The sequence below is a fragment of the Romboutsia sp. genome (genome assembly GCF_035470145.1).
In the GTDB taxonomy this organism is placed as follows: Bacteria; Bacillota; Clostridia; order Peptostreptococcales; family Peptostreptococcaceae; genus Romboutsia_D.
In genome coordinates, this window is record NZ_DATIRC010000382.1 from 1 (window position 1) to 10700 (window position 10700).

General features: G+C 27.9%; 8 protein-coding genes. 4 read left to right on the forward strand and 4 right to left on the reverse strand.

Annotation, left to right across the window (positions count from 1 at the left end; all coding sequences use genetic code 11):
• The coding region (locus tag VLM92_RS14915) for a [Fe-Fe] hydrogenase large subunit C-terminal domain-containing protein (RefSeq protein WP_325277115.1) at window positions 1–1647 on the forward strand (1647 nt) is incomplete at its 5' end.
• Window positions 1647–2807 (forward strand): SpoIIE family protein phosphatase, encoded by a 1161-nt coding sequence (locus tag VLM92_RS14920; RefSeq protein WP_325277116.1) that lies wholly within the window; start codon window positions 1647–1649, stop codon window positions 2805–2807. The genes VLM92_RS14915 and VLM92_RS14920, both read left to right, overlap by 1 nt.
• A 65-nt stretch (window positions 2808–2872) precedes the next feature.
• On the opposite strand, the gene VLM92_RS14925 is transcribed toward VLM92_RS14920, so the two are convergent.
• From VLM92_RS14925 to VLM92_RS14940, 4 genes are all read right to left on the reverse strand, one after another.
• Entirely contained in the window at window positions 2873–4111 is a 1239-nt protein-coding gene (locus VLM92_RS14925) for an ABC transporter permease (RefSeq protein ID WP_325277117.1), read from the reverse strand.
• A 3-nt stretch (window positions 4112–4114) separates the two neighbouring features.
• On the reverse strand, window positions 4115–4750 hold the full coding sequence (locus VLM92_RS14930) for an ABC transporter ATP-binding protein (protein WP_331681790.1): 636 nt from the start codon (window positions 4748–4750) through the stop codon (window positions 4115–4117).
• Window positions 4751–4796: 46 nt separating this feature from the next.
• A complete protein-coding gene (locus VLM92_RS14935) occupies window positions 4797–5912 on the reverse strand; it encodes an efflux RND transporter periplasmic adaptor subunit (protein ID WP_325277119.1) in 1116 nt (371 codons plus the stop codon).
• Window positions 5913–6149: 237 nt separating this feature from the next.
• Window positions 6150–6743 carry a hypothetical protein gene (locus tag VLM92_RS14940; RefSeq protein WP_325277120.1) on the reverse strand — a complete coding sequence of 198 codons (594 nt, stop codon included), beginning with the start codon at window positions 6741–6743 and terminating at the stop codon, window positions 6150–6152.
• Window positions 6744–7389: 646 nt separating this feature from the next.
• Here VLM92_RS14940 and VLM92_RS14945 point away from each other — a divergent pair.
• Both VLM92_RS14945 and VLM92_RS14950 read left to right on the forward strand, forming a co-directional pair.
• A complete protein-coding gene (locus VLM92_RS14945; protein ID WP_325277121.1) occupies window positions 7390–8628 on the forward strand; it encodes a VanW family protein in 1239 nt (412 codons plus the stop codon).
• Window positions 8629–9232: 604 nt separating this feature from the next.
• Window positions 9233–10666, forward strand: coding sequence for an MATE family efflux transporter (locus VLM92_RS14950; RefSeq protein ID WP_325277122.1), 1434 nt, complete (start codon window positions 9233–9235; stop codon window positions 10664–10666).
• Window positions 10667–10700 lie beyond the last annotated feature (34 nt).

Here is a 10700-nt window from a genome sequence, read left to right on the forward strand (position 1 = left end):
CCTGTACATGCTATTAAAGTTGAAAATGAACAAGCACAAATTATAAAAGAAAGATGTATTGTTTGTGGTAAGTGCTTTAAGAGATGTCCGCAAAATGCTAAGTTAATAAAGTCTGAAAAAGAAATGGTAAAACACTATATAAATGGGAGAAAAAAGGTAGTAGCATCAGTAGCACCAAGCTTTGCGTCTGTTTTTGGAAAAGATAGTAATAAACTTCCTAAAGCTTTAAAATCGTTAGGGTTTGATTACATAGAAGAAACAGTTTCAGCTATAGATCCAATAATAGATGAGTATGAAAAGTATGCAAATAAACCTGGTGATGATACATATATAATAAGTTTTTGCCCACCGATAAATAATCTCATTGAAAAATATTATACAGATCTTGTAAAGAATATAATTCCAGTATTATCTCCAGCAGTATTTCATGGCAGGGTACTAAAAGAAAAGTATGGAAAAGATGCTAAAGTAGTATTTATAGGTCCTTGTTTAGCTAAAAAGGCAGATGGACATGATGAAAATTCTATAGATATTGTTCTTACTTTTGAAGAACTAGAAAAGTGGCTAAAAGAAGAAAATATTAATTTAGAATTATTAGAAGAAGAGCCATTTGATTATATAAGTAAAGAAAAAAGATTATTACCTATAATAGGTGGTGGGACTAAGGTAATAGAAGATGGAAATGCTAAAAGAAGTATTATTTTAGTAGATGGAATTAAAGACTGTATAAAAGTACTAGAAGAAGTAAGAAATGGGAAGTTTAAAAATACACTAATTGAAATGAATAGTTGTATACATGGATGTATCGATGGTGCTGGTATGCCATATGATGATGTAAGCTGTTATGAGCGTAAGGAAAAACTTAAACAATATGTAAAATCTTGTTATGATAATAATACTAAAGGATGTAAGAAAATAAGTGATAAGATTTCAAATACATCAGTTTATAAAGAATTTTTACCCAACGAAGTTTTATTAAATCAACCAAGTAGTGAAAAATTAGCAGAAATACTAAATAATATGGGCAAATACGAAAAATCAGATGAATTAAACTGTGGAAGTTGTGGATACAAAACTTGTAAAGAAAAAGCTGTAGCTGTATACAATAATATGGCTGAAATAAATATGTGTATACATTTTATGAGAGAAAAGGCAGAAACCTTAACTAATGTAATTTTTGATATGACTCCAAATACAATAGCTATAATAGATAGAGAATTAGAGATTGTTCAATTAAATCCAGCAGCAGAACAGTTTTTTGATATATCATCACAAAAAGCTAAGGGGCTTCCTGTAGCAATGTTTTTAGAAGAAGGTATTTTTGAAAAAGTAAAAGAAAGTAAAACAAATATATATAAATCAAGAACAATTCTTAGTCAAAATAAAGCAACTGTAATACAAAGTATAATATGGCTAGAAAAAAATCAAGTTATGTTATGGATTGCGGATGATATAAGTAAAGATATAGAACTACAAGAAAAAATGCAAAATATGAAAATAGATGCTATTAATATGGCACAAAAGGTTATAAATAAACAAATGACAGTAGCACAAGAAATAGCAAGCCTTTTAGGGGAAACAACTGCAGAAACAAAAGTCACACTAACTCAGCTTAAAAAACTTATTCAAGAAGAGGGTAACATATAATGAAGTTTTTTATAGATTTTGCAAGTAGTAGTTTAAATAAATATGGTGAGGAATTGTGTGGAGATAAAGTTGAGTTTTACCATGATGAAGAAAAGTTTATAGCTGTATTATCTGATGGTTTAGGAAGTGGAGTAAAGGCTAATATACTAGCTACGTTGACGGCTAAGATAGCCATAACAATGTTAAAGGAAGGGTTACCTATTGAAGAAGTAGTTGATACTGTTATACATACACTTCCAGTATGCGCGGTAAGAAATCTAGCATATTCAACATTTACTATTATAAAAGTTGATAATGATGGTATGACATATATAGCTGAGTTTGATAATCCAAGTATATTTTTTGTAAGTGATAGAGAAATTAAAAAAATTGAGTGGAGTACGACCGAAATAAATGGAAGAAAAATAAAAGAAAGTAAGTTTAAATTAGAAGAAAAAGATATATTAGTTTTTGTAAGTGATGGAGTTATTCATGCAGGAGTAGGAAAAGTACTAAACTTAGGATGGCAATGGGATGATATAGAAAAGTATTTAAAAGAAAATACTAACAGAAATATGTCAGCAAAAACTGTTACTAATTTATTGTTAGGAGCATGCGATCAACTGTATATGCAACAACCTGGCGATGATACAACAGTTGCAACTATAAAAGCAGTAAGACCAAGAAAGGCGGTGATATTTTCAGGACCTCCAATAGATCCTAATATAGACAGCGAAATAGTAGATAAGATAATGTCAACTTGTGGGAAAAAAATAGTATGTGGTGGAACAGCTGGAAATATTGTTGCTAGAGAATTAGGTGAAGAATTAAGAACAAGTTTTACCATAATTGATAAAGACATACCTCCTATAGGATATATAAAAGGTATAGATCTTGCGACAGAAGGGGTTTTAACCATAAGAAAGGCAACTGAAAAGCTGGAAAAAATAAAAAATGCAACAAATCTAAAGTTTTTGTATGAAGAAGATGGTGCATCTAAGTTAGCAAGAATGTTATATGAAGATTGTACGCATATAAAGCTAATAATTGGCCGCGCGATTAATCCTGCACATCAAAATCCAGATTTCCCAAATGAATTAAGTATAAAATTATATGTATTAAATGAATTAAAAACCGTTTTAATAAATTTAGGAAAAATAGTAGAAGTAGAATTTTATTAATCAAAAAATAAATAGAGTATAAATTTAAAAGCAAATTTATACTCTATTTATTTTTAAGCAAAAATTTATTTATATATAGCTTTAATAGGATCTAGCCTAGAAGCTTTAATTGCAGGGACGATACCAAATACAATTCCAGTTATAACTGTTGTAATACTTGCAAAGAAGAAACTATTTATATTAGGAATAGCTTTAAATGGTAAATAGTTAGATGCGTAGTTAACTACAATAAATCCTACTATTATACCAAGTATTCCACCACACACTGTAATAAATACTGCTTCAATTAAGAATTGGAACATTATAGCTCTTGGTTTTGCACCTATAGCTCGCCTTATACCTATTTCTCTTTGTCTTTCCATTACAGATACATACATTATATTCATTACTCCAACACCACCAACAAACATTGATATAGCAGTTATAAGAGTAACGAATTGGTTTATCTTAGAAATCATTGAATCAAGTTCTTTGGTAGCTTCAGTTGGGTCATCAGTGTTATATGAACCATTTATCTCGGGGTGAAGTTCATACAATTTACTTATTACAGTATTTGCAACTTCAAATACATCATATCCCGTTGATACAACTAAATCTAAGCTATTTATCTCTTGAGGAGAAGAAAATTGATTAATTAAGTCATCAAAAGCTTTTTTAGGCATGTATGAAGTAACATAAGCTGATTCCTGATATATATCAGAACTATAATTAGTATTAATATCTTCAGGAATTACAGAACTTTCATCAACTACGCCAATAACTTCATATATATTACCATTTATAGTAATCCCTTTACCGATAGCGCTTTCAGGGTCACCAAATAAATCAGTAGCATTTTGCGTAGCAATCATAACAACTTTTCTATCTTCATCTTCAATAGAGAAGTTTCTACCAGATATAGCTTTTATTTTAATATCTTTTTTTAGCTGTGATATATCAACGTAAGTAGTTTTTTTATCAAAAGAAGCATCAGAGGAATACATTGAGCCCATACCAAAATCATCTTTACTAGGTCCAATTCTCTCAACGCCTTCAGTAAAAGAAAGTTCTTCGATATCACTATTAGTAAAAGGCTTTAAAAAAGCACTCATATCCATCATATTATAATCTGTTGGTTCAAAATAAATTCTTGTTTTATTAGGATTAACCTTATTAACAGAATCAGAAACTTGTTTTTTTAGGCCATTACCTATAGAACTAACAAGTATTACGGAAGTAATACCCATTATAATCCAAAGTAGAGTAACAAATACTCTAAGTTTATGTCCTTTTAAATTAGCTAAAGAGCTTTTTATTAAGTTCATAGGCTACACCTCCAAAGATAATACACCATCTTTAAGTTTTACAACTTTAGTGGCATATTTTAATAAATCATTATCGTGGGTAACCATTATTATAGTTTTTCCTTGTTCATTTAAACTTTTAAGAAGTTCCATTATTTCCATACTAGTTTCACTATCTAGTGCACCAGTAGGTTCATCTGCAAATATAAGAGAAGGATTATTAACTAATGAACGAGCTATTGCTATACGTTGTTGCTGACCACCAGATAATTGAAGAGGTAGACTTTTAATTTTATCTAGAAGTCCAACATCTTTTAGTTTTTGTGAAACAATTTCTTCTCTTTCTACTTTTTTAAGAATTCCATCATAAATAAGAGGAAGTTCTACATTTTGATAAACATTTAAAGTTTCTATTAAATTAAACTGCTGAAAAACAAAGCCGATGTTTTTGTTTCTAAAAACAGACCTTTGATTTTCATTTAAGTTAGTTACATTTTCATTATTAAATATGTAATTACCATCATCAAATTTATCTAAAAAAGCTAAGACATTAAGTAATGTAGTTTTACCGCTACCTGATTTACCTATTATCATAATGAATTCTCCAGCTTCTATATTTAAATTTAAAGATTTAAGGACCTGAAATTTTTCTTTACCCACCTTATAGTACTTTTGAATATTTTCCAATTTAATTATAGTTCTCAAATTATTGCCCAACCCGTTCCTCAGAAGCCTTAGTCATATCTTTTTTATCTTTAGATATAGTTTTTTTTGTACCTTCTTCAGTTAAAGGGATATTTTCAGTATTTACAGGGTCTCCTTCTTTCATATCTTGTGATGGGTATCTTATTATAACATCATTTTTATCAAGTCCAGATTTTACAACAGCAAAGTCTTCATTTTCACTAGCTATTTCTATAACTTGTTTTTTTAGTATTCCATTTAAATCCTCAAAAATATAAGCTTCTTTTTCATTTTTTAATATAGCTGATTTAGGTATTTTAGCTAAAGAATCACGTACTTCTATAGAAGCTTGTACATGGAATCCATTTACTAATCCTTCTTGATTGTCAAAAGCAATGTTTATATCATAGTAAGATAAGTTTCCTTGTCCACCTGTATTCATATCATTAAGTGTAGTTGATGGCCTATCTGATATAAAGCTTATTCTACCAGTTAGTTTTTTATTATTAGAAAATACCAATACATCTACAGGGTCATCTATTTGGAGATTTGGTAAATCTTGTTCACTAGATTGACCTTTCATATAAAATTCAGTGCTTTCAAGAGTCATAAATGAAGATGCCTCACCCATGCTTTCAGATTGCTCATTTAAATATACTTTTCCAGCAAATGGAGCATATGTATTTAAATAAGCTTTTTTATCAAGTGAAGATATTTGAGCACTTAACTTGTTTATTTCTGCTATTATAATAGGGTCATTATTAGTGCTTGATTTTTTTAACTCACTTACTTGAGATTTTAAACCATCTATTTCATCTAATATAGATTGATTTTTAGTAGTGAATAAAAGATCCCCTTCTTTAACAATCTTTCCGTTTGTAACGTTTAACTTACTTATTTCACCTTCAGAAGAAGGGTTGAAATCTTGTGATATAGTTGGGACTATAACACCATTTATAAATATTTTTTCATTATCAGCTATAGTATAAGTTTCAATGTAATTTTCCGTTTTACCCATTTGATCATTATTTAGTTTATTTTTATTATAAATGAATATTCCTACACCTAAGGATATTATTACAAAAATACCGATACCAATAGCGATTTTTTTATTCTTAAATTTTTCTAAAAAAGACATATGTTCCTCCTTATGTAAAAAATACTACTCAGACTAAATTATAGGAGGAGATGTACATATAAGTCAAAAGAAAATGGAAAATAATACAATATTGTAATTAATTTGTAAAATACAAACATAAAATTATAAATATTTTAAAGGTATTATATATAATCAATATGAAAAAAATGGTATTTTGCAAAATGATAACAAAAAATAAGGAGAAGCAATATTGCTCCTCCTTATTAATATATTTTTTCAAGCTGTAAATTCTATTCCTTGTTCTGATGGATTTACTAATTGCTTCATAAGAATATTTCGTGTTATACCGTATTCATTTTTCTTTTGTAGTTTTAATTCGAAACCTAAGTTTATAACTGTTTTTAGACTAAATATATTTTCTGTAGCTATTGCAGTCACAATATAGTTCTTACCTCTGATAATAGACTCTTTTATTCTAGTTTCCATTAATATTTTATGAAGAGAATTGCCACGGTAAAGAGGGTCTACCATTACATATCCTGATATATAACTAGAATTTATTTCTTTTTCGGTAAGTCCCATTTCATAAAGATAATCTAAATAATCACCACTAGGCAATTCACAAAGTGCTGAAGCTACTAAGGTTTCTTCAACGTAGCAACCTATTATAAATCCGCCTTTGTCTAAAACATCCATTAAATAAAGTTGATCACGAAACTTTAGCCAATTTTTATTATCCATAGCCTCATTTACTCTGTTGTACAAATTAGTAATGTCGTCAAATTTAGATGCAGTGATATAGCATACATCAGCATATAAATTTTCACAAAGTTCCCCATTAAACTTAGATAATTTTACTTTCTTTATCAAAGTAGACACCAGTTGTTCACATAAGCTCGCTACGCTTATGCAGTTCTCTTATGAACTTCTCATACTTTCATATGAGAGCAGACTATTTCTTCACCCTCGACCTAACTCGTTAGGGGCAACCTACTTCCACTATCAATCGCTTATAGTGTACGAGATTTCTCTCTAGTCGTTGAAGGTTTCCCTATTCGGGACTTCCCTGCATGAACATCCATTGTATAAGCATTTAGGGTTTAACCATGTGCCATCCTAAGACTTTTTTCTACTTTCGTTCCATCACGCTTAAAGCTATTCGCTTTTACGTTGTGGCACTTAGGCTTTAGGAATTATCTGCAATTCAAGTTGTGTCCTATGCAGATTTCTCTACATACGAGGCTTAAATCTTGTTACCTCTTTTCCGAAATTAGAGATTTTACAATCTCTTTAATATAAAATATTAAGTTGTATTATTAATTACTTAAGTTTATTTATTATATCATAATATTAAAAAAAAGATATCATATTTTACAAAATTTTAATGAAAAAAATCAAAAAATTAATTTAGATAAAAAACTATGTTTTTATATATTTTATCCACAATAATTTTAATAAGAATATAAAAAAAATTATGGGCAAATATAACATTATAAAATAGATTAAGGAGTTAAATATGGTTAAAATAAAGATATTAATTAATAAATTGTTTTTTTTATGGTGTGTAATATTTATAGCTTTATTAACTTTAGGGATGAATAAAAAAGAAAATAATGAAGATGGAAAAATATTTAAAAATATATGCGTTGAACAAGTTAACATAGGTAATCTTACTATTAATGAAGCTAAAAAATCAATACTCAAAAGTTATTATCCTAAGCCAATATATCTAAAATATAATGATAAAAGATGGTGCATAGAGCCTAAAGATATACGACTAGATTACAATATAGATAGATCTATAGAAGAAGCTTATAAATATACAAGGGAAGAAGATAAGTTAGAAAACATAAAAAAGATGTTCAATTTATCTTTTAAAGAAAGCTATAATATAAATTTACATGCAAGTTATGATGAAGTAAAATTAAGTAGTATTATAGATAAAATTTGTAAAGAAATAAATGTGGGTGTTAAGCAAGCTACTATAGAAATAAAAGAAACCGGTCAAATAATAACAACTGAATCTAAAGAAGGAATAGAAGTAGATATTATAAAATTAAAAGAAAATATATATGATATGATCGATAAAAAGGATATAAAGGAAATAAACTTACCAATTAATATTATTAAACCTAAAATAAGTACAGAAGCTGTAAAATCTATAAATACTATACTTGGACAATATAGTACAAGTTTTAATGATAGTACTTCTAGAGGAAGTAATATACATGTAGCAGGTAAAAGTACTAGTGATATATTGATTATGCCAGGTGAAATTTTTTCATACAATAAATCTACAGGAGCAAGAACTTGGAGTAATGGATATAAGCCGGCTAAGGTTATAGTAGGCGGAAAATATGTAAATGGAGAAGGTGGAGGTGTTTGTCAAGTTTCAACCACAATATATAATGCCGCATTACTTGCTGGTATGGAAATAAAAGAAGTACATAATCACACATTTCCATCAAGATATGCTCCAAGGGGTAAAGATGCAGCGGTATCTTATGGGTATACAGATTTTAAATTTAAAAATACATACTCACACCCTATATACATAAAGAATATAGTTAATAACGGAGCTATAACATCAAAAATATATGGATGTAGGCAAGATAGAGAAAAAATATATATAAGAACAGAAGAAAAGTATAGCAAAGATAAAATACAGGTAAAAACATATAGAATATATTTAGATGAAGAAAATAATAAAATAAGAGATGAGTTAGTAGCAGAAAGCAAATATAAAATAAAATAAGGCTAATCAGTTGATTAGCTTTATTTTTATACACAAAGAACCCAGCAATTTTATCTATTACTGGGTTTTATGAAGAACTAATAATACAAATATCTTCCTCATCACTTTCCTCATTTTTTGTTTCTTTATCTTCTCTTACTTCACTTGATATTATAAAATTTATTATCGGCATAATTTCACCTCCTTTTTATAAAACCTAGTTTCTACTATTGAAGCAATTAATTTGTACTTTAAGAGATTTTACTGCAGTAGTTCTAGGTTTTTTATCTTCGTTAAGTATATGTAAATAATTTTCAAAAAATTCACAGAATATTTTGAAAATTATTTATTTTCAAAATATATTTTGAGCTGCAAAAAAATATATTTAATTCAACAAGTACTTTAGATTAAAAAAATGGTATATAATATTAATTGGCATTATTTTTAATAAAACAATATATATAAAAATGACAAATATTATAATAACTAAATACTTTAAATATACATATCATATTAATAGTGCCATATATGATATAAATTTAGATAATAAATTTTATTTTGTGAATAGTTGTAAGAACAACTATATTATATGAAATTTTTATATAAATAAAGGAGGAGTAAGAGAGTGAACTCACAACAAACACTAGGAACAGAATCTGTTTATAAATTGTTGCTAAAATATTCCATACCAGCCATAATAGGTATGATGGTTAATGGTTTATACAATGTAGTAGATAGAATGTTTATAGGAAATATACCAGGGTCAGGTCCCTTAGCAATAACAGGACTTGGAGTTACAATGCCTATTGTAACAATAATACTAGCCTTTGGTATGTTAATAGGCCTAGGAACAACAACTAATATATCTATAAAATTAGGTCAAGGAAAAAAAGAAGAAGCACAAAATCTAATAGGAAATGCAATTACATTATGTATAGTAATAGGTAGCATAATTACAATTATAGGACTAATATTTTGTGATAAAATACTTATATTATTTGGAGCAAGTGAAAATACTTTGGTGTATGCTAAAGCATATATTAATATAATACTTATGGGAACTATAGTAAGCTTACTTGCATTTTCTCTAAATCATTCAATAAGAGCTGATGGAAGTCCTAAAATCTCAGCAGGAATTATGATAATAGGATGTATAACAAATATAATACTAGATGCACTATTTATATTTACATTTAATATGGGAATACAAGGAGCGGCGTTTGCAACAGTTATATCACAAACATTTACAGCAATTTTGACAATGGCATATTATTTATGTGGAAAGTCTAATTTAAAGTTTACTAAAACTAGCTTAAAGCTAAATAAAAAGTTAGTATTAGGTGTATTTGCTATAGGATTATCACCATTTTCTATGCAAATTGCAGCTAGCATGGTTCAAGTGATATCTAACCATGCATTAAAAACATATGGTGGAGATTTAGCAATAGGTGCAATGACAACAATATCTTCAATAGCTATGATTTTTTTAATGCCTATATTTGGAATAAATCAGGGATCACAGCCGATAATAGGATTTAATTATGGAGCAAAACAATATAATAGAGCAAAAAAAGCATATTTAGCATCAGTTACAGTAGCTACAATTATATTATGTATAGGAGCCTTTATAATACAAACCTTCCCAGAAATGATTATAGGTTTATTTAATAAAGATGAAGAACTTATGAAAATATCTGTAGAAGGTATAAGAATTTACTTATTTATGATTCCTATAATAGGTATATCTATAACAGGAAGTAACTATATACAATCCATAGGAAAAGCTAAAATAGCAATGTTTTTAAGCTTATTAAGACAAGTGATATTATTAATACCAGCTATACTTATATTACCTAGATTTTTACAATTAAAAGGAGTTTGGTTAGCACAACCTATTTCAGACTTTATAGCAACTTCTATTACTGTAATAATCTTAGTTAGAGAATTAAAAAGCTATAAAAAAGCATCAAATGACAAAGAAGCTTATAATAAAGATATAGAAGATAAAAATATGAACACAGAACTTGCAATTGAAAGAGATAGTGAAAAATTAATATAAATATAAAATAATCCTAGATTTAAGAAATCTAGGA

Excerpts from the sequence above, each read along its gene's own strand:
- VLM92_RS14920 (WP_325277116.1), top strand. The coding sequence starts at position 1,647 with ATGAAGTTTTTTATAGATTTTGCAAGTAGTAGTTTAAATAAATATGGT.
- VLM92_RS14925 (WP_325277117.1), bottom strand. The coding sequence starts at position 4,111 with ATGAACTTAATAAAAAGCTCTTTAGCTAATTTAAAAGGACATAAACTT.
- VLM92_RS14935 (WP_325277119.1), bottom strand. The coding sequence starts at position 5,912 with ATGTCTTTTTTAGAAAAATTTAAGAATAAAAAAATCGCTATTGGTATC.
- VLM92_RS14945 (WP_325277121.1), top strand. The coding sequence starts at position 7,390 with ATGGTTAAAATAAAGATATTAATTAATAAATTGTTTTTTTTATGGTGT.